Source organism: uncultured Eudoraea sp., from assembly GCF_947258925.1.
GTDB lineage: Bacteria > Bacteroidota > Bacteroidia > Flavobacteriales > Flavobacteriaceae > Eudoraea.
Map to the genome: position 1 here is coordinate 19,756 of NZ_CAMYKG010000035.1, position 21,962 is coordinate 41,717.

Below are 21,962 nucleotides of genomic sequence, written 5' to 3' on the forward strand. Positions count from 1 at the left end.
AACTAAAGATTTAAATCAACTATTTGTAAAAAACGATATGCATACAATTTTTATGACCGGTGGAACGGGTTGTATAGGTTCTGTTACTATTTATAAACTTTTGCAATCGGAGGAAGTTTCAAAAATTGTAGTTGCTTCAAGATCTGGAAATCCGGAGACATTGAAACTATGGTTGGGGGATGAATTGGATAAACGCCTGGAGTTTGTTAATCTGGATGTATCGGAATATGAATCATTATCCGAGTTACTAACACAGGTTGATCCAACACATATTATTCATTTGGGTGCTTATCAGAGCCCTGACTGTTCAAAACACCACATTCGTGGAATGGAAATAAATACAGGTGGGACAATGGCTCTTTTTGATGCCGCTGAAAGATTACCTGATTTAAAAAGGTTTGTATTTGCAAGTTCAGCCGCCGTTTATGGAATGAGATCCATGTACCCCGAAGCTGATATTACGGAAGACGTACCTCTGATGCCTCCAAATCACTACGGGATCTGGAAACTGGCCGGAGAACATCTGGCCCGTTTATTTTATGATAAAACGAAAGTGCCTACAGTATGTCTAAGAATTAATACTACTTACGGGAAAGGACGGGATAAAGGAAAAACTTCGTCACCAACAAATGCATTAAAGGCAATTGCCATGGGATCTGTAACTGGTGATGTATTGCCATTTGAAATGCCGTATTCCGGTAGGGAGAATTACCATTACGTGGAAGACGTAGGCGCACATTTTGCTTCATGCACGCTTCAGGATTTTCAGGGTTTTGGCGCATTTAATATTAAAGGTGAAACTATAGCCATTGAGAAGTTTTTAAGCATTGCAAAGGAAGAGGCTATTAAACTGGGTATTGGTGGGTATGCGGTACTTTCCGTAGCTAATGGAGCACCACCAAATTTGTTTGCTCATGATTTAAGTCATGAAAAAATTGAGCGTACCTTTAATGGTTTGCCTTTGACCTCTATTTCCGAAGGGGTCCGGATCTCTCTGGAGGAATTCAGGAATATGGCGCATAATGGAGTTTTGAAATATTAAGTTGAAAGCACATGAATACAATTAGAATCGGATTAATTGGAGCTGGTGATATCGCGGATTTGCATGCTGAGGCTATTAACACCCTTGAGGGGGCCGAGTTGGTTGGGTTATGGAACAGAACCCCTGAAAAAGGTATAACCAAGGCAAAACAGTTCAAGTGTAATGTCTATTCCTCGGTGGATGAATTGCTCAATGACGCAAAAATAGATGCCGTTTTCGTCCTTACGAATATGGAGACACATTGTGAATATACCATAAAGGCTGCCCGGGCCGGGAAACATATATTGGTTGAAAAACCGGCAGCATCAAGTATTAACGAGTTGGTAATGATGCAAAATGCAGTATCTGAAGCTGGGGTAAAATGTATGCCTGTGCATAATTATATTTATGAGCCTGGAATTTTGAGGACAAAATTGATGATTCAAAATGGTAGTTTAGGGGATATTACCCAGTTTTATATGATGTATAACATCCATCATGCCGATGAAATTAGGGTACGTTACCCCGGGGTAATTCGACAAATATTGACCCATCATTGCTATACCATGCTTTACCTTGCAGGAAAGCCCGAAACCATTTCCTGTATGAAACATACTGTAGACAGTTCTCTTGCACCACAGGAGAATGTCGCTATGGCTACTATAAAAATGGAGAATGGAACACTAAGTCATCTATCGGCCAGTTTTGCTAATGACGAGCATTCGGGAGATCCCTGGACATGTATTATTAAAGTTATTGGAACCAAGGGTAGTACACGTTATAGCTATCGCGATTGGGTCATCAATGAACGAAAAGGGGCACATTCTCAAACATATTTCAGTTACCCTGAATCCATTAAAAATACAGCTACACATTTTATTAATAAGGTATTGCGTTCGGGTGAGGCACCCCTATCTACCCTGGAAGATGCCATTAGTTGCCAAAGAATTATAGAAGCTTGTGAACGCTCTGAAAAAGAAGGTATTCACGTAGTTTTTGAGTAAAGAAATAGTTGAACTTTTTTATATAGAAATAGTATGAGTCTTAGGAATAGAATGGCAATAGTAAAAATAAACGTAATATTCCTTTTGTTACTTATTCTGGCATCATGTGGTAAAAAGGACAGTACTCTTGAGTTAAAAAAGGGGAGTCATATAGTACTTATAGGCAATAATCTGGGTTCAAGAATGATGAACTATGGTCACTTCGAAACAGAAATGCAATTGCGCTACCCGGATAGTCTGTTATTCATCCGTAATATGTGTGATGGTGGAAGTACTCCGGGATTCCGGCCCCATTCTGCACGAAATTCACCCTGGGCATTTCCCGGTGCTGAAGAATTCCAGACAGAATATGGCCAGAAATCAGGAAGTATAGGGCATTTCGAATCCCCCGATGAATGGTTAAGCAGGCTTAAAGCGGATATAATAATAGCATTTTTTGGGTATAATGAGTCCTTTCAGGGGATAGAAGGTTTGGAGAATTTCAAAGCAGAACTTCAAGCTTTTATTCGGCATACGAAGGAACAAAAGTATAATGGTACCAAACCGGCACAGCTGGCACTTGTTTCTCCTATTGCTTTTGCAGATTTGTCCTCGCATAAAGACCTGCCAGACGGAGTTCGGGAAAATCAGAATTTGTCTTTGTATACTGAAGCAATGAGGGAGATAGCAGCAGTTGATAGTGTGTTATTTGTGGATGCTTTTAGCCCAAGTACAGTATGGTTTAACAATGAGGCTTTTAAATTTACTTCAGATGGGTTTCAATTAAATGATTTGGGCTATCAGAAGTTTGCAAAGTTACTGAGCGACCATATATTTGGGAAGAGTAAGAGCATGGCGGAAGAAAATCGCAACCTGGTGCATGAAGCTGTCTTGGATAAAAATTGGTATTGGCACAACGACTATAAAATGCCAAATGGTGTACATGCCTTTGGGAGGCGCTATGATCCTTTTGGACCCGATAACTACCCTTATGAAATAGAAAAAATACGTGAAATGACCGCTATTCGCGATTCCGCAATATGGGCAGCTGTAAAGGGCATAAAGACAGATGTAATAGCTGCCGATGCTAAGACTAAAAAGCTTCCGCCCGTAGAAACTAATTATGATCCCGGACAGGGAGATGTTGAAGCAGGTTATGTTTATGGAAATAATGCTTTAGAAAAAATCAAAGTTGCCGGGGGTTATAAATTGGAATTGTTTGCTTCTGAGAAGGAATTTGAAGACCTGGCTAATCCGGTACAGCTATCTTTTGACAATAAAGGAAGACTTTGGGTGGGCGTAATGCCCAGCTATCCGCACTATAGACCGGGGGATCCAAAGCCCAATGATAAGTTATTAATTTTAGAAGATACCAATGGAGATGGCAAAGCAGATAAGCAAACTACCTTCGCAGATGGCTTACATCTTACGATTGGTTTTGAATTTGCACCAGAAGGTGTTTATCTCTCACAGGGGACAAACTTGGTTTTGCTGACAGATACTGATGGTGACGACAAGGCCGATACAAAAGAAATTATTTTAAGTGGATTTGACGATCACGATACGCATCATGCTATTAGTGCTTTTACGGCAGACCCTTCCGGGGCGCTATACATGGCAGAAGGAGTGTTTTTACATACAAATGTTGAAACAGCCTATGGTCCTGTACGTGCTACCAATGGAGGATTTTATCGATACAGTCCGCAAAGGCATCATTTGGAACGCACAGCACAATTACCAATTCCTAACCCCTGGGGGATTGCCTTTGATGAGTGGGGACAAAATTTCTTTGCGCATACGTCCGGTCCTGATGTTACCTGGATGATGCCCGGAACTATTAAACCGAGATACGGACAGGCTTCCCCACTACCTAAAAATTTGATAGAAGAGGAGCACCGGGTACGACCAACTTCTGGCCTGGAATTTATTTCAAGTCGCCATTTTCCCGATGATGTCCAGGGCGATTTAATTATCAATAACACTATCGGTTTTCTGGGGACTAAACAACATACTATGGTTGATGATCCTCAATCTGCTGGTTATATCAGTAAGCACAGGCTGGATTTGGTGACATCGGATGATACTAATTTCCGACCGGTAGATATGGAGTTCGCCCCTGATGGTTCTTTGTATCTGATAGATTGGCATAACGTATTGGTTGGGCATATGCAGCACAATGCCCGTGATCCATTGCGCGATCATGCGCATGGTAGAATATACAGGATTACTTATCCATCCAGACCATTGGTAGAGCCTGCAAAGATTGTTGATGCCAGCATTGATGAACTACTGGATAATTTGAAACTCCCCGAATACCGTTCAAGATATCGTACAAAAAGAGAGTTACGTGCACGGGATTCATCTGAGGTGATGAATAAATTGCGCGAATGGGTGAAAAGTTTAGACCAGAAGGATGAAAGATATGAACATCATTTAGTGGAGGCACTATGGGTAAGCTGGGGCTTAAACCAAATTGATAGGGATCTTTTAAAACAACTTTTAAATGCGAATGATTATCGGGCTAGAGCTGCTGCTGTCCGGGTATTAAGATATTCGGGTCATCAAATTCCTGAACAGTTGGATCTGTTACTTGAAGCTGCTAAAGATGATAATCCACGTGTGCGCCTCGAAGCTTTTGTAGCAGCTTCCTGGTTGGATAGAGAATCAGGACTTGCCGTGCTCCGGGTTGCTGGAGAAAAACCGCTTGATGAATGGATGAAACTGCCATTTGAGGCTGCAGTGGCTCATTTAAACAACCATAATCTGGGACAGGATCCGGAAACAAAAGGAATAAAAACGGATCTTGAAGGAAAAGAACGGGAGTTGTTTGTCAAAGGCCAAGAAATATATAATAGAGAAGGTTTTTGTGCTACTTGTCATCAGCCGGATGGAAGAGGTTTAAGTGCATCTCAATTTCCACCACTGGCCGGGGTTGAATGGGTGACAGGGAGTGAGGAACGTCTTATAAAATTAACCCTCAAGGGAATTATGGGTCCCATGACTATAAACGGTAAAACATATCCGGGACAGGTGCCTATGACCCCATTCGGCGGCATGCTAAACGACGAAGAAATAGCCGCTGTATTGACTTTTGTTAGAAATGCTTTTGGTAATAAGGCAACTGCAATTTCAGCCGAAAAAGTTAAAGAAGTAAGGGAAAAGACTAAGGATAAAGAAGGTTTTTATACTGCGGAAGAGCTTTTAAAGGAACATCCAATTAATTAAGCACCTGCACCAAATTCAAATATTTTGTCCATTGGAAGCCACTTATCACCAGGTTTGGCGAAAGGCAATGCCTGCTGATAGTTCCACATTAAAACCTCCCATTCCTGTACTTTTTCGTTGCCGGCATCAAGTTTTGCTTTTCTATCAAAAGAAAAATGGTCTTCTACTTCAATAATCATAAATAAACGGTTTCCAACCCGATAGATTTCCATGTGATTAATACCAGAGTTTTTGAGGCTATCCAGTACTTCGGACCATACATTAGTATGATACTCCTCATATTTTGCTATTAGCGCATCATCATCTTTAAGATCTAATGCGAGACAATGTCTTTTCATGATTTTGTTTTTTCTTAATATTGATTTTTAAAGGTCAGAATCAAAAATAAAGCTATCTAATTCAGCAGAAGACCATGGTGTTATCTTGCCTTGAGTCCGAAACCTTATTTTTCCAACTGTGCCGTTTGAAATGGCCTCACCGGAATTTCCCCAGCTATTTCTAATATAGGTAGAAATGGCAGCTATGTCTTCATTTTGCAGTGTGGAGAATGAAGGCATATTAGGTAATATTTCAGGAATCGAGGAGCAAACCGCGACATACCTTCTCCCTGAGTACCATGACAACTAGCACAAAGGTTTATATATTTTTGTCTGCCTGAAGCCATAACCATCTGATCAATTTCTATTAAATTTTCCTTAGAATCGGCCACCTCTTTTGGTTTTCCCGGCCATGTGAATAATTTTTCAAGTTTATCCGCAATATATGGATCTGAACTTGCTGAGGTTTTTAATTTTTCAAAAACCAAAGGGGCACTGGTAAGTTCAATTTTAGCATCATCTTGTATGGCCGTACTGTTTAGGATTCCATTTGTAATTGCGTTGGTCACCCATTTTGTTTGTTGATTTTGATTGAAATTCAATCTATTTAAAACAGCAAGAATTTCCTCTTCAGAGCCCTTTACGGCTATAGCACTAACAAGCATTTCAACAAATATCTCCCTATTCTGATCATAGGTTTTCCATTTGTCATCAGACATTATATTGTTAAAAAAATCATACTCTTTATTGCCTAAACTACTCATAACAACATCACGAGACACAGGATGCTGATTGTAGTGTTCAAGAAACTTCTTTGAAATATTAAATGCCGTTTCTGTGTTTAATAAATCTGAGGTTAAGACCATTTGCATCTGTAAAATCGGGTCTGCGCTATCGTATTCATTAATTATAAAATCCTGAATTTCCTTACGAACCTCAGGATGCTCATCAACCATTGCAGCCACAAGACGCAAAGCTGTCTGGGCGACAGTTGGATTTGAAGCATACATGGCAGAGAGGTAAGGTTCTGAATTAGAATTACCCAAACCTTCAAGAGTCCATAAAGCATGAAGTTGTCCTAACGGATTTTTGGAAGCAAGAATATCTTCTAATTCGGGGATAATAGTTAAATCCTTACTTTCCACAAGTAAGCGTTGCGCCATATCCCTGGTCCAGCCATTTGGATGGTTTAGTAGATTGACAAGCTCAACTGGACTTAATTTGGAGAAGTCCTCTGGTTTTTCTGTTTTATTATTTTTTGTGGTTATACGCCATATTCGTCCCATATTTATGGGTTTGTCTAGTTTCCTTTTTAAGGTCACTTCCCGCAGATAATCTGTCATGTAGGGTCCGTGCTGAATTATTCCTTTATACATATCCACCACATAGAGGGCTCCATCTGGTCCTGAAGCTAAAGAAATAGGTCGAAATCGCTCGTCTGTAGAAGCCAGAAATTCCAGGTTCTTATAAACGCTTTCAGCACTTAACATAAAGCCATCTTCAAGAACTGAATTTCTTTTGATAAGGTTACCGGTGGGCTCACAAACAAAGGCATTACCCAAATATGAATCAGGAAGGACATTCCCACGGTATATTAATGGACCACAGGCCGATGCAAATTCAAGTAGTTTACCCTCTTTATCTAAAGTGCCTGGCACATAACCCCGGTTCACTGCAGTATTGCTTCTAATTGGATATATTTTACGATCCAGGGTAAGACCGTGGTCTATACCACTGCTGCTCTTATGGTTTTTATTTCTTTGAAGCGCATTTGGAGGTACTAGATCTGCATGTAATTGTGACCAGTTGTAATTATAATACAGGCGTCCTGAATTATCGTGGCAAATTCCCCATTGCCCTCGGAACTCAGTTTCTTCTTTGATCCATTCCGAATCAATTTTCCTGTAGCGACTTTTAGACTTAGCGTTGTAATACCAATTGTCCATTCCTCTCCATAAGCCATTGGCCGAATGCTCGGGCATTCCCTGCCCTCCGTATCTTGAATCTATAAGGGTGCGTTTATCTGCCTTTAGATCCCCGTCGGTGTCTTCAACATACCACAGTGGTATATTTTCTGCAACAAGGGCTCCTCCATTTACGATGGCAATTGCTCTTGGAAGTACAAGGCTGTCCAGAAATATGGTACTCGTATCCATTTGTCCGTCCCCGTCATTATCAAATAATACACTAACTCTTCCTATGGGATCATTTTCTCCGGTACCATCAATATCCTGCATAAAACCCAGCATTTCAACAACCCATAACCTACCAGCCTCATCAAAAGTAATCGCCACCGGATCTTGTACCAGAGGTTCAGCTGCCACCAGTTGAATTTCAAGCTCCGGATCAGCCAGTTCAAAAGATTGAAGCGCCTGAAATGGCGTTAAAGGAGGAGAAGGCTCTTGTTTACAACTATAGTGCATCAACAGTAACCCAACAATCCCAATAAATGTCAAAATCCTGAAAGATGATATATGTTCTTTAAACATAGCCATGGAAATACAAATTATAAGCTTTTCAAAAATTAACCATGAACGGGTCTTGTTTTATTATACTATAAAAGAAGCAATATAGACCAATAATGCTGCAAATGACCCAACTACAAATGTGCCAAGTGTATAAACCTTGTAGCCGGTTTTCACATCTATTCCGGAGAATTGGGTTAGGATCCAGAATCCGCTGTCATTTGCGTGAGAAACGACCATGGCACCTGCTCCAATTGCTGCAACAACCAATGCTTTGTCCACTTCAGTTACAAAACCCATTGATAGCAATAATGGTGCTATTATTGAAGCTGTAGTGATTAAGGCCACAGTAGATGAACCCTGGGCAGTTTTAATTGCCGCGCATAACATAAAGGGTAGCCAAATCCCCAGATTTGCAGTAGATAAAGTGTCCGCCAGCGTAGTAGCAATCTCACTATTCTGTAAGATGGTACCAAAAATTCCTCCGGCTCCTGTAATAAGGATAATATTAGAGGCATCGGTTAGGGCATTCCCTACCCAACCTGAGGTGGATAATATGGTTTTGTCCCATTTCTTAGGAAGTAAAAAGGCAAAGAGCATTCCTATTATTAAGGCAATCACCGGGGTGCCGACGAAGGAAATAAATTTAACCCATGCCGTTTCTGCTTGCCCTTCTTCTAAGTTAAATTCCACCAGGGATTTTCCAACAATCAATAAAATGGGGATCAATATGGGTAAAAATGACTTAAATGCACTTGGAGCTTTTTTAATTTTCTCCTGGATTTCATCTTCTGAAATGTCCGGGTTTGGATCGATATAATGCTTTGCGCCCATTTTCTTGCAATAAAAAATAGCTACGATTAGTGAAAGTAAACCTATGATCAGACCTATGAGCATCACCAAACCGACATCTGCACCTATAATTCCTGCGGCTGCAATAGGGCCAGGTGTGGGCGGTACCAGAACATGGGTTATCATAAGGCCGAGAATTAAAGCTGTTGCCGTACCAACTACAGATAAACCAGCCCTTTTAGAAAGGCTTTTATTTAACGGGTTGAGGATAATGAACCCGCTATCTGCAAATACAGGGATAGATACCACAAAGCCAACAAGGCCCATGGCTTCATGAACCCTGTTCTTTCCAATAATTTTTAGGATAACCTCCGCCAGTTTGAAGGCACCTCCTGAATGTTCAAGAAAGGCACCTATGATTACGCCTAACACAATGACCACTCCAATCTTTCCCAGCGTAATCCCAAACCCGTCATTTATAGATTGCACAATCATACTTAGATCCATCCCTGATAACAGGCCAAAGAATACTGCCGCTCCTAACAGGGCCAAAAATGGATGAACATTGAATTTAGCGGTTAGTAATACAATGAGTATAACACTCAATAAGAGTAATAAAATAGCTATCATGACAGTATTGGTTTAATGTGAATCTCGTTTTACCACAGAACTCGATTTTCCTACTAAAAAATCCAGATCTGCACCCAGATGAGCCTGCTGCACCGTATTAATATATAAGTTAGTATATCCTCTGTCCGAGGCTGGATCAGGAGGTATCCATGACGCTTTTCGTTTTTCCAGTTCAGACTCTTCTACCTCTAAATGTAATTTCCTGTTAGGAACATCAAGTACGATATGGTCTCCAGTCTGTACTAATCCCAAAACTCCTCCAATTGAGGATTCCGGGGAAACATGTAAAATAACCGTGCCAAATGCAGTGCCACTCATTCTTCCGTCCGAAATACGTACCATATCCTTTATACCTTTTTTTAATATTTTTTCAGGCAAATCTACATTGCCAACTTCAGGCATTCCGGGATAGCCAACCGGCCCAGCACCTTTAAGGACAATTACGCTGGATTCATCTATTTCCAAATCTGGTCTGTCAATATTGGCATGGCAGTCCTCAATATTCTCAAATACAACTGCCTTACCTCTATGCGACATAAGATCGGGGGTGGCAGCAGAAGGTTTTATAACAGCCCCATTTTCACATAAATTGCCATATAATACAGCACTATCGGCTTACCATTAACCGTTAAGGCATCATTATGGAGATGTGCTTTCATCTGATTAATAACTACAGGCAAACCACCTGCATCAAAAAAATCCTCCATAAGGAATTTTCCCGAGGGCATTAGATTTACCAACAGCGGCATTTTGCTGCCCAGTGTATCAAATTCTTTTAAGTTAAGGGGAACGCCAATCCTCCCGGCAATGGCTTGTAAATGAATAATAAAATTGGTTGAACCACCAATAGCTGCATTTAATTTAATAGCGTTTTCAAAGGCTTCACGGGTGAGGATCTTTGATAATCTTAGGTCTTCTTTTACCATTTCAACTATCCTTCTTCCAGATAATTGTGCCATAACCTTCTTACGCGAGTCTACCGCAGGTATTGCCGCTGCACCCGGTAAAGTAAGGCCAAGAGATTCTACCATACAAGCCATAGTGGAGGCCGTTCCCATGGTCATACAATGTCCGGCACTTCGTGCAGAACAGATCTCTGCTTCTATCTGATCCTCAGGTGTAAACCCTTCGTTCTTAATCTTGTCTTTTAAAGTCCACACAAAGGTGCCTGACCCTATTCGTTCTCCTTTGTATTTTCCATTCAACATGGGCCCTCCAGGCACTACAATTGTAGGGAGGTCAACGCTACAGGCGCCCATTACGGTGGATGGGGTTGTCTTGTCGCATCCTGTGAGGAGAACAACACCATCAAGGGGATTAGCCCGAATGCTCTCTTCGGTATCCATACTAGCCAAATTCCGAAATAGCATCGCCGTGGGCCTCATTAAAATTTCTCCCATACTGGTTACCGGGAATTCATAGGGAACACCCCCTGCTTCGAGCACTCCTTTTTTGACAAACTCGGCAAAATCTCTTAAATGCCCGTTACAGGGAGTTAATTCTGACCATGTATTACAAATACCAATTACAGGTCTTCCATTGAAATAGTCATTGGGATAACCCTGATTACGTAGCCATGACCTATGAATAAAAGCTGATTTTGGATCTCCGGGATTAAACCAATCTTCACTTCTCAGTCTTTTTTGCTTGTCTTTTTCCATGGGTTGCCAGTTCTAATGAAGGAACGATTTTGATTTTGTACCTACTTTAATCATTGATACGGAAATCAAGGTATTATCTTTAATGCAGTTAACAAAATGGATTTCGTATTTATTTCCATTCTAAGTTCTTTTATGTAATATATTTTAAGGGGCTATCAATCTTTTTGTTACTTTTAAATACATAGTTTTAGTTAGAAGAAGAAACCAGTTAATTGGATTTTGGATAGTAAAACCAACCATGAAATAAATTTACTTTATGAAGCGAAGGAGTTTTGTTAAAAAAAGTGGATCAGCGGCATTATTGACTGTTTCCCTTCCCATTATTCCTTCCTTTTCACCTATAGTTGCCGAAATGCGTTTTGGGATTGCTGAGGCTTCCTATGTACAGCGGAGGTATGCCAATTTGGAGAGCACCACCTATCCGGCATTCACTGACACTTTACAAATGGTAGAACACTGCAGTTCTAAAGGGTTTGGAGGAGTTCAATTCAGTGTAAGTGGTTGGGATAAGACTTATGCGAATAACTTAAAAAAAAGGGTTGAGGAATTGAATATGTTCCTTGAAGGCCAAATAAGGTTGCCAGAGGACGATAAAGACCTTCAACGGTTTACTTTGGAGGTATCGGCAGCAAAAGAAGCCGGTGTAGATGTTCTGAGGACTGTCTGTCTTTCCGGTAGAAGGTACGAATCATTTGATACCATGGATGCTTTTAACGAATTCAGGACAAAATCTATAAATTCATTAAAACTGGCCGAACCGGTTGTTCGTAATATGGGTGTAAAGCTTGCTATAGAGAACCATAAGGATTGGCGAACTGCCGAAATGATTGAACTGTTGAACACCATAGATAGTGAATGGATAGGGGTGACACTGGATACGGGTAATAATATTTCATTGCTCGAGGATCCTATGGAAGTAGTTGAGGCGCTTGCTCCTTATGCATTTACGGTCCATTTAAAGGATATGGCTGTTGCGGAATATGAAGATGGCTTTTTACTGGCCGAAATTAATTTAGGACAAGGATTTTTGGACCTTGATAAAATGATTACTGTTATAAAAGATCATAATCCGGATATTAGGTTTAATTTGGAAATGATTACCAGAGATCCTTTAAAAGTTCCTTGTCTGACAAAGGGATACTGGGCAACATTGGATCAAATTTCCGGTAGTGAATTAGCTTCTTTTCTACATAAGATCAAAAAGAAAAATAGTACTTCACCCTTAATGGTGATCTCCAAAAACCCGCCCGATGATAAATTGGCACTGGAAATAGCAAATAATAGCGCATCACTTAAATATGCCAGGCAGCGCCTGGGCTTCAATTAAAAACAAAAACTAAGGATATGTCAAATACTATCTTACCCGGAATAAAACAATTTAATATGGATGGTCGGACGGCCATGATTACCGGAGGTTCCAAGGGCCTCGGTTTAGCTATGGCTGCCGGGTTGGCATCTGCTGGTTGTTCCGCAGCATTGGTCAACAGAAATGTGGATGAAGGTAATCTCGCAGCAGAAGGGCTAACTAAGGATTTTGGAATAAAGGCCAAAGCCTATTCAGCTGATGTTACTAATTTAAAACAGGTAGAGGCCGTAGTAAAGGAGATTGAAAAAGATTTTGGAAAAATAGACATATTAATCAATAGTGCAGGGATTAATATCAGGGGAGCAATAGATGAATTAAATCCGGAGGATTTTAATGAGGTGATGAAGGTTAATGTGGAAGGTACCTGGAATACTTCAAGGGCAGTGACTCCACAAATGAAAAAGAATAATTACGGAAGAATTATAAATATGGCAAGTACCCTGGGATTGGTTGGTCTGGCTAACCGCACGCCCTATGCTACGAGTAAAGGAGCAGTAGTTCAAATGACCAGAGCTCTTGGGTTAGAGCTGGCACCCTTCAATATTGCTGTGAATGCCATATGCCCCGGTCCATTTTTAACAGAAATGAATATTCCAATAGCCGATACCGAAGAAGCCAAAAAGTTTATTGTAGGAGCTACTGCCGTTGGCCGCTGGGGAGAGTTGCGTGAAATTCAGGGTGCGGCTATTTTTTTAGCCAGTGACGCAGGAAGTTATATGGTGGGGTCTATGCTAACCGTAGATGGAGGCTGGACAGCTAAATAATGTAAACCTATATAGTACTGATAAAGAGCGAAATACGATCAAAAAATATAATTTTACTTTCAAAGTAACCCTTGTTACATAAGCCTTATTTATGACTTTTGTCATGTTTTTCAGCACCTCAGATAATTAATTTTACATCATAATTTAAACACAGGTAGTCTATTCCTGTATATCATTTAAAAAAGATAAATATTGATGAAAAATTTAGTCATATTAGGAGCAGGAACTTCCGGAACAATGATGGCCAATCATTTGGTATCCAGCCTGCCTAAAAAAGAGTGGAAAATATCAATCGTGGATCAATACAAAACCCATTATTACCAACCGGGATTCTTATTTCTTCCATTTGATATTTATACTACAAAGCAGGTTAAGAAAAAAGGATCCAAGTTTTTACCAAAGGGTGTAAACTATATCCAGGAAAAAATAGATTTAATAGTGCCAGAGAACAATAAGGTGCTTCTGGCGGATGGACAAGAGCTGCAATATGATGTATTGATTGTAGCTACAGGTACGAAGACCGTACCAGAAGAAATAGAAGGGATGAAAGGACCAAAATGGTATGAAAATATTTTTGATTTTTATACCTATGAAGGAGCCAAAGCCCTTAGGAATAAATTCAGAACCTGGGAAGGTGGAAAATTGGTAGTCCATATTACCGAAATGCCTATAAAGTGTCCGGTAGCACCTTTAGAATTTGCTTTTTTAGCAGATTCCTACTTTAAAAATAAGGGAATGAGAGACAAGGTAGATATTACTTTTGTAACACCACTGGATGGCGCATTTACTAAACCTAGGGCTACGGAGGCACTTCATTATCTATTAGAAGAAAAGAATATTAAAGAGGTTACCGATTTTAATATAGAGCGCGTAGATTACGAGAATAATAAGATCATAGATTATGCAGATACGGAGGTTGATTATGACCTTCTGGTAACTGTTCCAACGAATATGGGTGACCCACTACTGGAACGCTCTGGTTTGGGAGATGATCTTAATTATATTCCTACGAATAAAGCGACTTTACAATCCACGGATCATGAGAATATATTTGCTATTGGTGATGCTACAAATTTACCGGCCTCAAAAGCAGGTTCAGTAGCCCATTTTGAAGCAGAAATTCTGACGGATAACATATTGCGATATATTAATAATGAGGAATTAAAAGAGGATTTTGATGGTCATGCCAATTGTTTTATTGAAACCGGTATTGGAACATGCTTTTAAAGGGTGTACCCATACCATTTGTTGATGCCAAAATGTCTGAAAAAGGAAAACAATTAGAAAAAGTAAAATAGATAAAATTAAATTAGAAAATATGAAAAAAATTATAGCAGATCGTGAAATTGATGTTAACGAAGAAGGTTATCTTGTCGATTTTAACCAGTGGGATAAAGAAGTATGTCGTTCTCTTGCAGAAGAGCAGGGTATTTCCATGACTGATAGACATTGGGATGTTATAGAGTATCTACAGGATAAACATCAGAAAGAAGAGCCACTATCAATAAGAGGTATTAAAAAGAGTGGTGTTATAAACATTAAGGAATTCTATAGTCTGTTTCCTGGAGGCCCACTTAAAAAGTCTACTTTGATAGCCGGGATCCCCAAACCTAAGAGTTGTATCTAAGGAGTTATAAGATAATCTAAGAAATTAGTAAAAATATAAAAATATAGAGATGAGCGAAACTAAAGTAAAAGAGATGGGTGAAACCCAAGTACAAAAGAAAGATGGAACTAAAGTAAAAAAAATGCTTTTTATTTTGTCCAAAGGGACTTTGGAAAATGCGTATGCAGCATTTGTAATGGCAAATGGGGCCAGGATGGAAGGTATTGAATCGGAAATATTTTTTACATTTTTTGGACTTGAAGCGATTCAAAAGAAGAAATTGGAACATTTACATACAGCTACAGTAGGTAATCCAGCATTGCATATGCCAACGATGCTTGGCGGTTTACCCGGAGTAGAAGCATTGGCTACTAAAATGATGAAGAAAGAAATGGAGAAATTAGATATGCCACCCGTCAGTGAGTTTCTCGAAATTTTATCAGACTCAGGTTGTAAATTATGGGGTTGTAAATTGGCCGTTGACATGTTCCACCTGGAAAAAGAAGATCTTATTGATGAGCTGGATGGGATATTGACTATCGGAGACTTTTATGGAAGGGCAAATGAAGAAGGCACCCATTTATTATTCATTTAAACTCAGATATACGATTAGATAATATAGTTTCTAATGATTGATTGTTATAGACCCTGCTGAATTCGTTTGGCAGGGTTGTTTTATGGGTTAAATTAAGTCTCAGGACAATTAGGTTTTGGTTTGCTCCAGATGCAGGGATGGAAATTATGAGAAGGACTTCGTTCTTGTTTAAGACTTTATCAAGTCGTTGAGCTTAAGGGTACAATATTCAAAAAAACCTCCTTTATATGGGTCGTACCAATGAAAATATTTCCGGCTGTCCCCTTTTGTATAGTCACCTGCCAACTACATAAATTGCCTATTTTTAAATGATATTAACTAACCTGCCTTATTTAAAGGGTTAAGGCAATCAAATACCATTAAAAATTATTGTCATATTGTAACCAACCATCTTTGGTAAATTTTTTGAAAAAGATGAGACACTTAATCTGCTGGCAGGAATAAGCATGCGAAGGAGGGTTTTTAGGCTTTTTAATTCTTTGGGCATATAATTTAAGTATTCAAACCCATCTACATGCGGATGAAGCGTTTATAAGATTTATTACTTCCCGAAACATTTTACTGCAAGCTTTATTATTTAGTATTGTCCATATCTTTTTTATGGGTTACTCTCGCCGGATGAACCTTTCCGCATGGCATGGTGGCCTTACTCCGATAAGCTTAGTAACCTTTGTATCGTATAGAGCAGGTTTTATTATTAATCTCTTTGGGAGAAAATAACGGTATTAGTTTTATCTTCTATTAAATAGTTAACTTGGAATCAATAAAAACGACGCCTGCGAAGGCGTCGTTTTTCATTAGCTCGGGTTTGTAGCCAGATTATTTTTTAATGAACTTATAACTCGCTCCAACCATAATCATGGAAGTAGTCATATCATAGGAAACTTCACTACCCGGAATAGCTCCGTAAGGTGGAGAAACTCCAATAAATAATGGGTTAAGCAAAGGACCTGAAGTTGCTTTGCCACTAAAGCCCATATGATAAACTCCATCAATTGCCCAACGATCACTTATTTCATAACTAAGACCTATTTGAAATGCATTTTTAATGATGGCTGTTGCGGGTACGTTGAAAAACGCGACATCACTTTCTATTGGATTTGAACTATAAGTGTATCCAAGTCTTAATGGCAGTCTGTTCACACCTTTAAACTGGACTCCGAAGGAAACTATACTGATGTTCTTCCAGCCAAATCCGGCTACAGATGCGGTAGGTGTCCAACCCACGGAAGAAAATCCGGCTGCGTTTTCATATTCGACATATCTGTAATCCAAAGCCAGGTCGAATTGTCCGGGAGAAAAACCAAGGCCTATAGACCAGATACCAGGGTAGTCTATTTTGAATTCATTTTCACCTGTACTTGAATCCAGGTAAGTGTTATCTAATTTAAAATCGCCAAATGATTGTTTGGTTTTATAAGAGGCCCCGGCAGAAAATCCGTTACCCGAATCAAAATACACACCTAATTGTCCTCCAAAACCAAAAGCCGAAGAGTTGTCCGTTGATGGATATCCGACAAACGTAGGATTAAAAGGGCTAGCTGTAGGGTTAGGAATTAATTTTAGAGTGGCATAATTAAATGTAGGTTGAACGCCTATTGAGAATTTATCGGATATTTCATAAGCGTAGGTAAAACCTAATTGAAGTAAACTGTAATTAGATTCTATTCGGCCAAATCCGCCCATACTTTGCGGCATATTAATAGGATTGGTAGTACTTTCAGGAAAAGTAACCCCAAATCCGCTTATACCAAAAGCAGAAGCACCAAAAGTATGCCGGCTGCCTTCTTTACCCCAAACCATAGCTATAGCTGGTAGCGGTGAAACACCACGATCATCTTCAGTTGTGCCGCTAAAAAAGTTACCAGTTGGATTCCCGGTTAAATCAAACTCGGGAACGGTAGAACTCAATTCCGGTGAGGAGAAGAAGAATCCAATATCAAGTTTTAAGATCTTCTCATCAAAAGTGGAAATAGAAGCTGGGTTCCATTGTATTGCACCCGATATGTCTAATGGCTGTCCGGTAGCGGCACCACCCATTGACATATTTACGGCACCTACACCCTGCATGATGTGGCCTGCCTGTGAAAATGCAGCGGTTGCAAATAATAGAAAACAAAGTTTTAAAAAATATGCTTTCATCTTTTAGTGATTTATGCAACTAAAAACAAATCCTAACCACTTTATTCAAAGGTTATTTTCTATTGATAATTGCTGGTTAATATCTCAATTTAAAAGCAAAGGTATATTCAGGATTTTCGTGGATTTATGACAATTATCATAGTTTGAATTTGCCAAACAAACCTGATGAGATAGCCTGTTATTTAGGTTAAATATCTATTTTTATACCTGTTGTAAGCTCAATATTAACAGGGGTTTAGCAGATAATTACTAAAGTATATAACTAAGCCTTCAGTTATGTAACAAATGTTACGTTCAGCTAAAAATTCGTATAAGAGATATTTTTCTAATTAATTTGTCGATGATGGATAAGTACTATTGAAATAATTGGGTGTTTTTGTTCATTGTCATAGGTTACCTGATAGATACACTCGTAGTGTTTTAGTCTTAATCTACACATGGGTTATACCTATGTTTCTATAAGTATAGTCGGAATTGGTTTCTGATCTGAAACTCGGGGGGAAGCCATTAAAGCCGACCATGACAAAAATCATTATTTGTTTTATGGACAAAGAGGACCTTTGTAACCTTGGTTACTGTAAAAGTGCCAAATGCTTAATACTTTTATACTATAGATTTAATTATTTGAAGAATGAAAATAGAACAAATTTATACTGGTTGTTTGGCCCATGCAGCATATTATATGGAGAGCAATGGTGAAGCTGCAATATTTGATCCATTAAGGGAAGTAGAACCATATATAGCGCGGGCAAAAAAAGACAAAGCAAAAATAAAATTTGTTTTTGAAACGCATTTTCATGCAGACTTTGTAAGTGGCCATTTGGACCTGAAGAAAAAGACCGGTGCAGAAATTGTATTTGGACCTACTGCTAAACCTGCTTATGAAGCAATTGTTGCGAAGGACAATCAAATTTTTACAATTGGGGATTATAAGGTTAAGGTACTTCACACCCCGGGGCATACAATGGAAAGTACAACATATCTGTTAATTGATGAAAATGGAAAAGAGCATGGATTAATTACAGGTGATACATTATTTATTGGTGATGTTGGAAGGCCGGATCTTGCTCAGCACGTAATTTCTGAACTTACCGAAGAGAAATTGGCAGGACATTTGTACGATTCGCTTCGCAATAAAATTATGCCTTTAAATGATGATCTGATTATATACCCCAATCACGGAGCAGGTTCGGCCTGTGGTAAAATGATGAGTAAAGAAACCACAGATACACTGGGTCACCAGAAAAAAGTAAATTATGCTTTGAGGGCAGATATGACCAAAGATGAATTTATAAAAGAACTACTTTCAGGATTGACGGCACCTCCTGGTTATTTCCCGAAGAATGTCTTGATGAACATTCAAGGTTATGAAAGTCTGGATACCGTTATTAAAAGAGCTGAAAAACCATTGTCACCCGAAGCCTTCGAAGTTATTGCCAGCGAAACAAATGCCTTAATGCTCGACACACGTAAGGCCGAGGATTTTGCCAAGGGACATATTCCTAATAGTATTAATATTGGCCTGGATGGCAGTTTCGCACAATGGGTGGGAGAACTGATTTCCGACATAAAACAGGAAATTTTAATTATTACTTACCCAGATAAGGTGGAAGAAACCATAACACGACTTTCTCGGGTAGGTTATGACCATACCATTGGTTTTTTGGATGGAGGGTTTGAAAGTTGGCTTAAAGCATCAAAAGATGTTGAGAGAATTAAGAGGATCACTGCTGAACAGTTCGAAAAAGCATATTTTGGAGAAGGACCGCTTGTTTTTGATGTAAGAAAGAAAAGTGAATTTGACTCTGAACATGTTATGGGGGCCATTAATGTTCCATTGAATGAATTAAATCAACATCTTTCTCAATTTCCAATTGACAAACCATTTGTGCTCTATTGTGCAGGTGGTTACAGGAGTATGACCGCTGCGTCTATCTTAATGCAAAGAGGATGGGACGATTTTGTTGATGTAATTGAAGGTTTTGATGAAATTAAAAAATCGAAAGTTAATAAATCGGACTATATCTGTCCGACCACAATGTTATAGAAAATTGTTTTAAGATTTGTTTTGGTTGATTGTTATGGGAACGTCCAAATAATTATTGGCCGTTCCCTTTTTCCGGAACTATAAAATTTAATAAAAAAAATATACCAATGTCTATATTTAAAACACTATTCGGGTCAAGATTGGAAGAATCCGATAAATTTGAAATTTTAGAAGTCTCAAAATTCAAAGAAGCTATTAAAGATCCGAAAGTGCAGTTGGTCGATGTTAGAACAGCCAGGGAATATCAAAAATGGCACATTGGGAAAGCCATTAATATTGATTTTTTTAATGCGGGTAATTTTCAAAAATCATTTGAAAAGTTACAAAAAGATAAACCTGTTTACCTCTATTGCCAGTCCGGAAACAGGAGTCAGAAAGCGGCAAGAAAACTTATCGAAATGGGATTTGAAAGAATCTATGATCTCAAAGGAGGAATTTTGAGATGGCATTAGCAGCGCGGATATTAAAACAAAAAAACAAAAATTATGAAGGCCTCAGTAATTGTCCAGAATCTCAAATGTGAAGGTTGTGCAAAAACAATCACAACTAAATTATCAGAACTCAACCAGGTTTCAGATATTGATGTTGATACAGAAACTGCTACAGTTCATTTTACTTACGAAACTACAGACGATGCAATTTTGGTTAAGGACAAACTTAAATCGCTAGGTTACCCTTCTGTTGATCGCAAAAATAGTTTAACAGCCAAGGCACGATCATTTGTAAGTTGCGCAAGCGGTAAAATGTCAAAGTAATGAAGTACCTATTACTTCTCTTTACAGGCCTATTCTTTATGGCCTCATGTAAAGACGTGCCTAAAACGGACCTCCGGGTTATTAACGAAACTTCAGGCGGTGCAGTGACTTCTGAAAAGACCCATCCGGGGAAAGAGCTCTTAGAGAAAGAATGCTACAGTTGTCACAACCCCAGGGCTGCTCAAAGCGAAATGATAGCACCACCAATGATTGCAGTTAAGAAACACTATCTTAATGATGCGACCTCAAAAGATCAATTTATTAATCTTATTGTGAACTGGGTGAAAGATCCAAGCGAAGAAAATTCCAAAATGCAAGGAGCCCTGAGAAAATTTGGGACAATGCCATACCAGTCTTTTCCTGAAGAGATGGTGGTGAAAATCGCGGACTATTTATACGATAATGAAATTGATGCACCAGATTGGTTTAACGGGCATATGAATATGAAGGCTAAGGGGCACGGTAAAGGTAAAGGTAAAGGTAAAAATATGCAGAATTGTTCAGGAAACTGTAAGGGTGATGGACAGTGTAAACATATGGGTCAGGTATCTGTTGATACCATTGAGAAATATAAGAAATTAGGCAAGAAGTACGCATCTAATGCAAAGGCTACCTTAGGTAAGAAATTAGTACAGGCTATTGTTGAAAAAGGCCCGGATGGGGCAGTTGAATTTTGTAATTTAAATGCAATTCCACTCACAGATAGTCTGTCTATAGCACAAGGTATTAAAATAAGGCGTGTTACTGATAAGCCCAGAAATCCTTTAAATAGGGCCAGTGCAAAAGAGTTAGTTTATATAAACGACTTTAAAGTAATGGTATCATCGGGGGAAACCGTAGATCCAATCCTGAATGTAACAGAAGAACAGGTAGATTTCTATTACCCCATTACAACAAACGCTATGTGCCTGCAGTGTCACGGAGTACCGGAAAGGCAGATAACTACTTCTACTTTGGCTGCATTAGAAAATCTTTACCCAACCGATAAGGCCCGGGATTATCAGGAAAATCAAGTCAGGGGGATGTGGGCCATTAGCTTAAACCGAACAAACTTAGAGGATTAAACTTTTATTTTTCGGTCTTAGGCTTGACAAAACCATATATTTCCTGATGTAAAAAATCATCTGGAAAGTTCTCATCTCCGGGGAAACCAAGTTCTATTGTTCCACTGTCTTCCGGGACGTAATTTGTTTTAAAAATATAATCCCAAAGGCTTAAACTAATACCAAAATTCACACCGTATTTACCTTCTGGTAACTCCATTGCATGATGATACAGATGCATTACCGGGTTGTTAAATATATATTTTAATGGACCCCATGTAATTTTAATATTGGAATGATTTAAATGTCCTATCGTAATAGCCAGGAAATGAACTACATATGCCTGCTCTGGCTCAAATCCGCCAAGTATCATTACCCCAAAAACTTTTAAGGGTTTGTATAAAATATTCTCCATCCAGTGATATCTCAGATGTGCTGCGAAGCCCATTTCCTTAACAGAATGGTGTACTTTATGAAAATTCCATAAGAAGGAATATTTGTGAAGGAGTATGTGCGTAAACCATTGTACAAAATCCAGAACAATAAAAAA

General features: G+C 39.0%; 20 protein-coding genes. 12 read left to right on the forward strand and 8 right to left on the reverse strand.

Features of this window, described 5'->3' with window-relative positions; all coding sequences use genetic code 11:
• Nucleotides 1-37: 37 nt before the first annotated feature.
• Genes Q0X77_RS12120 through Q0X77_RS12130 form a run of 3 tightly spaced genes read left to right on the forward strand, consistent with a single transcriptional unit; the run spans nt 38 to nt 5,229 of the window.
• Nucleotides 38-1,042, forward strand: coding sequence for an NAD(P)-dependent oxidoreductase (locus Q0X77_RS12120; protein ID WP_297797714.1), 1,005 nt, complete (start codon nt 38-40; stop codon nt 1,040-1,042).
• An 11-nt stretch (nt 1,043-1,053) separates the two neighbouring features.
• A complete protein-coding gene (locus tag Q0X77_RS12125) occupies nt 1,054-2,025 on the forward strand; it encodes a Gfo/Idh/MocA family oxidoreductase (RefSeq protein WP_297797716.1) in 972 nt (323 codons plus the stop codon).
• A gap of 33 nt (nt 2,026-2,058) precedes the next feature.
• The gene (locus tag Q0X77_RS12130) at nt 2,059-5,229 is read left to right on the forward strand and encodes a PVC-type heme-binding CxxCH protein (protein ID WP_297797718.1); all 3,171 of its coding nucleotides are present in this window, start codon (nt 2,059-2,061) and stop codon (nt 5,227-5,229) included.
• Here the strand turns inward: Q0X77_RS12130 and Q0X77_RS12135 are convergent.
• From Q0X77_RS12135 to Q0X77_RS12160, 6 genes are read right to left on the reverse strand one after another with little or no spacing between them, the layout of a single operon-like run.
• Entirely contained in the window at nt 5,226-5,567 is a 342-nt protein-coding gene (locus Q0X77_RS12135) for an L-rhamnose mutarotase (protein WP_297797720.1), read from the reverse strand. The two genes, Q0X77_RS12130 and Q0X77_RS12135, sit on opposite strands and share 4 nt — an antisense overlap.
• Before the next feature lie 27 nt (nt 5,568-5,594).
• Nucleotides 5,595-5,786 carry a hypothetical protein gene (locus Q0X77_RS12140; protein WP_297797722.1) on the reverse strand — a complete coding sequence of 64 codons (192 nt, stop codon included), beginning with the start codon at nt 5,784-5,786 and terminating at the stop codon, nt 5,595-5,597.
• Nucleotides 5,750-8,035, reverse strand: a complete 2,286-nt coding sequence (locus Q0X77_RS12145; RefSeq protein WP_297797725.1) for a dehydrogenase — start codon at nt 8,033-8,035, stop codon at nt 5,750-5,752. Before Q0X77_RS12145 ends, Q0X77_RS12140 begins: the two co-directional genes overlap by 37 nt.
• A gap of 60 nt (nt 8,036-8,095) precedes the next feature.
• Nucleotides 8,096-9,433 carry a gluconate:H+ symporter gene (locus Q0X77_RS12150; protein ID WP_297797727.1) on the reverse strand — a complete coding sequence of 446 codons (1,338 nt, stop codon included), beginning with the start codon at nt 9,431-9,433 and terminating at the stop codon, nt 8,096-8,098.
• Between the two features lie 12 nt (nt 9,434-9,445).
• Nucleotides 9,446-10,000, reverse strand: a complete 555-nt coding sequence (locus Q0X77_RS12155; RefSeq protein WP_297797753.1) for a dihydroxy-acid dehydratase — start codon at nt 9,998-10,000, stop codon at nt 9,446-9,448.
• Entirely contained in the window at nt 9,997-11,094 is a 1,098-nt protein-coding gene (locus Q0X77_RS12160) for a dihydroxy-acid dehydratase (protein WP_297797729.1), read from the reverse strand. The genes Q0X77_RS12155 and Q0X77_RS12160 overlap by 4 nt, the downstream gene beginning before the upstream one ends.
• 256 nt (nt 11,095-11,350) lie before the next feature.
• Between Q0X77_RS12160 and Q0X77_RS12165 the strand changes: the two genes are divergently transcribed.
• The 5 genes from Q0X77_RS12165 to Q0X77_RS12185 all read left to right on the forward strand — a co-directional run bounded on the left by Q0X77_RS12165 (nt 11,351) and on the right by Q0X77_RS12185 (nt 15,425).
• Nucleotides 11,351-12,421 (forward strand): TIM barrel protein, encoded by a 1,071-nt coding sequence (locus tag Q0X77_RS12165; RefSeq protein ID WP_297797731.1) that lies wholly within the window; start codon nt 11,351-11,353, stop codon nt 12,419-12,421.
• Nucleotides 12,422-12,438: 17 nt separating this feature from the next.
• Nucleotides 12,439-13,224: an SDR family oxidoreductase gene (locus Q0X77_RS12170; protein WP_297797733.1), complete on the forward strand. Its 786-nt coding sequence runs from the start codon at nt 12,439-12,441 to the stop codon at nt 13,222-13,224.
• Nucleotides 13,225-13,419: 195 nt separating this feature from the next.
• Nucleotides 13,420-14,451, forward strand: coding sequence for an FAD/NAD(P)-binding oxidoreductase (locus Q0X77_RS12175; RefSeq protein ID WP_297797735.1), 1,032 nt, complete (start codon nt 13,420-13,422; stop codon nt 14,449-14,451).
• Nucleotides 14,452-14,542: 91 nt separating this feature from the next.
• Nucleotides 14,543-14,851 (forward strand): TusE/DsrC/DsvC family sulfur relay protein, encoded by a 309-nt coding sequence (locus tag Q0X77_RS12180; RefSeq protein WP_297797737.1) that lies wholly within the window; start codon nt 14,543-14,545, stop codon nt 14,849-14,851.
• Nucleotides 14,852-14,900: 49 nt separating this feature from the next.
• Nucleotides 14,901-15,425 (forward strand): DsrE/DsrF/DrsH-like family protein, encoded by a 525-nt coding sequence (locus Q0X77_RS12185; protein ID WP_297797739.1) that lies wholly within the window; start codon nt 14,901-14,903, stop codon nt 15,423-15,425.
• Between the two features lie 819 nt (nt 15,426-16,244).
• Here the strand turns inward: Q0X77_RS12185 and Q0X77_RS12190 are convergent.
• Nucleotides 16,245-17,567 carry an outer membrane protein transport protein gene (locus Q0X77_RS12190; RefSeq protein WP_297797741.1) on the reverse strand — a complete coding sequence of 441 codons (1,323 nt, stop codon included), beginning with the start codon at nt 17,565-17,567 and terminating at the stop codon, nt 16,245-16,247.
• Between the two features lie 631 nt (nt 17,568-18,198).
• On the opposite strand from Q0X77_RS12190, the gene Q0X77_RS12195 reads away from it, so the two are divergent.
• The 4 genes from Q0X77_RS12195 (at nt 18,199) to Q0X77_RS12210 (ending at nt 21,433) form a co-directional block, all read left to right on the forward strand.
• Nucleotides 18,199-19,614: an MBL fold metallo-hydrolase gene (locus Q0X77_RS12195; protein ID WP_297797743.1), complete on the forward strand. Its 1,416-nt coding sequence runs from the start codon at nt 18,199-18,201 to the stop codon at nt 19,612-19,614.
• Nucleotides 19,615-19,721: 107 nt separating this feature from the next.
• Entirely contained in the window at nt 19,722-20,066 is a 345-nt protein-coding gene (locus Q0X77_RS12200) for a rhodanese-like domain-containing protein (protein WP_297797745.1), read from the forward strand.
• A gap of 33 nt (nt 20,067-20,099) precedes the next feature.
• On the forward strand, nt 20,100-20,369 hold the full coding sequence (locus Q0X77_RS12205; protein WP_297797747.1) for a heavy metal-associated domain-containing protein: 270 nt from the start codon (nt 20,100-20,102) through the stop codon (nt 20,367-20,369).
• Nucleotides 20,369-21,433, forward strand: coding sequence for a DUF3365 domain-containing protein (locus tag Q0X77_RS12210; protein ID WP_297797749.1), 1,065 nt, complete (start codon nt 20,369-20,371; stop codon nt 21,431-21,433). The genes Q0X77_RS12205 and Q0X77_RS12210 overlap by 1 nt, the downstream gene beginning before the upstream one ends.
• A gap of 4 nt (nt 21,434-21,437) precedes the next feature.
• Here the strand turns inward: Q0X77_RS12210 and Q0X77_RS12215 are convergent.
• On the reverse strand, nt 21,438-21,962 hold a 525-nt coding region (locus Q0X77_RS12215; protein ID WP_297797751.1), incomplete at its 5' end, for a sterol desaturase family protein.

What these genes read in the sequence shown, in the direction of transcription:
- Q0X77_RS12150 (WP_297797727.1), bottom strand. Translation starts at nt 9,433, where the DNA reads ATGATAGCTATTTTATTACTCTTATTGAGTGTTATACTCATTGTATTA.
- Q0X77_RS12175 (WP_297797735.1), top strand. Translation starts at nt 13,420, where the DNA reads ATGAAAAATTTAGTCATATTAGGAGCAGGAACTTCCGGAACAATGATG.
- Q0X77_RS12195 (WP_297797743.1), top strand. Translation starts at nt 18,199, where the DNA reads ATGAAAATAGAACAAATTTATACTGGTTGTTTGGCCCATGCAGCATAT.
- Q0X77_RS12185 (WP_297797739.1), top strand. Translation starts at nt 14,901, where the DNA reads ATGAGCGAAACTAAAGTAAAAGAGATGGGTGAAACCCAAGTACAAAAG.
- Q0X77_RS12145 (WP_297797725.1), bottom strand. Translation starts at nt 8,035, where the DNA reads ATGTTTAAAGAACATATATCATCTTTCAGGATTTTGACATTTATTGGG.
- Q0X77_RS12200 (WP_297797745.1), top strand. Translation starts at nt 19,722, where the DNA reads ATGTCTATATTTAAAACACTATTCGGGTCAAGATTGGAAGAATCCGAT.
- Q0X77_RS12190 (WP_297797741.1), bottom strand. Translation starts at nt 17,567, where the DNA reads ATGAAAGCATATTTTTTAAAACTTTGTTTTCTATTATTTGCAACCGCT.
- Q0X77_RS12130 (WP_297797718.1), top strand. Translation starts at nt 2,059, where the DNA reads ATGAGTCTTAGGAATAGAATGGCAATAGTAAAAATAAACGTAATATTC.
- Q0X77_RS12125 (WP_297797716.1), top strand. Translation starts at nt 1,054, where the DNA reads ATGAATACAATTAGAATCGGATTAATTGGAGCTGGTGATATCGCGGAT.
- Q0X77_RS12140 (WP_297797722.1), bottom strand. Translation starts at nt 5,786, where the DNA reads ATGCCTTCATTCTCCACACTGCAAAATGAAGACATAGCTGCCATTTCT.
- Q0X77_RS12180 (WP_297797737.1), top strand. Translation starts at nt 14,543, where the DNA reads ATGAAAAAAATTATAGCAGATCGTGAAATTGATGTTAACGAAGAAGGT.
- Q0X77_RS12210 (WP_297797749.1), top strand. Translation starts at nt 20,369, where the DNA reads ATGAAGTACCTATTACTTCTCTTTACAGGCCTATTCTTTATGGCCTCA.
- Q0X77_RS12205 (WP_297797747.1), top strand. Translation starts at nt 20,100, where the DNA reads ATGAAGGCCTCAGTAATTGTCCAGAATCTCAAATGTGAAGGTTGTGCA.
- Q0X77_RS12120 (WP_297797714.1), top strand. Translation starts at nt 38, where the DNA reads ATGCATACAATTTTTATGACCGGTGGAACGGGTTGTATAGGTTCTGTT.
- Q0X77_RS12165 (WP_297797731.1), top strand. Translation starts at nt 11,351, where the DNA reads ATGAAGCGAAGGAGTTTTGTTAAAAAAAGTGGATCAGCGGCATTATTG.
- Q0X77_RS12135 (WP_297797720.1), bottom strand. Translation starts at nt 5,567, where the DNA reads ATGAAAAGACATTGTCTCGCATTAGATCTTAAAGATGATGATGCGCTA.
- Q0X77_RS12170 (WP_297797733.1), top strand. Translation starts at nt 12,439, where the DNA reads ATGTCAAATACTATCTTACCCGGAATAAAACAATTTAATATGGATGGT.
- Q0X77_RS12160 (WP_297797729.1), bottom strand. Translation starts at nt 11,094, where the DNA reads ATGGAAAAAGACAAGCAAAAAAGACTGAGAAGTGAAGATTGGTTTAAT.